We start from the raw sequence: 671 nt of genomic DNA, 5'->3' as shown, positions 1-671 counted from the left end.
ACGGATAGGCGTTTTAACCGCATGAGGCCAAGTATCGCACCGCGGAAGCGCCATCAAGCCGGCTGAGACACTCGATTTTCCCGCCCAGGTGTCAGGTTCACCACCAGGGTTTGGCGTTCAGGAGAGTGATTTGCGGCGCTCGGCGTGTACCGGGCGCAGAGCCAGTTCGCGGCAAGTCAAAATCGCCGCTTTGTTCATTCACCAACTGATGCGCTGATCGACCTCAAAGTCCGGTGCCGGTTGCGCCGCTAGGTCCCAGTCTGCTGGCTCGGTTTGCGCCCCGTCATCCATCTGCGCATCACTACAGTCATCCCACAGCGGTGGCCCGCGCGCCGGGGAGATGCGGGGTGGCTCTGAATCTGCCCCGATGTGGTCCAGGATGTGCCGGATGTCAGCGCTGTGCGTAATGAACGCGATGATGCGCATATGCCCGCCACACAGCGGACACAAGAGGGGGAACACCTCGTAGATGCGGGCGATCAGCACCGCCCACAGGTAGTGCGCTGCACGCTTGGGCAGCACCGGCTCGCTCTGGGATGGCAGCGCGCTGCTCATCGGTACCACACCAGGCGCGCACTCCCCCGTGCTGATCGACGCGCCCAGCACGGGAGCGGCTTGCGCCGGTGTCGCCAGCGCCGTCACCGCAGCCCTGAGCGGCGAGTTGGGTGCCA

Annotated in this window: 1 pseudogene; it reads right to left on the bottom strand. The window is 64.5% G+C overall.

Annotated features, from left to right (window positions below):
• Window positions 1-198: 198 nt before the first annotated feature.
• Window positions 199-671: pseudogene (locus tag IHV84_RS20220) on the bottom strand (IS91 family transposase); the annotation flags it as partial.

Source organism: Acidovorax sp. IB03, assembly GCF_016406015.1.
GTDB lineage: Bacteria > Pseudomonadota > Gammaproteobacteria > Burkholderiales > Burkholderiaceae_C > Acidovorax > Acidovorax temperans.
Note: the sequence above shows the minus strand (reverse complement) of the source record. Positions and strands in the feature narration are given on the sequence as shown.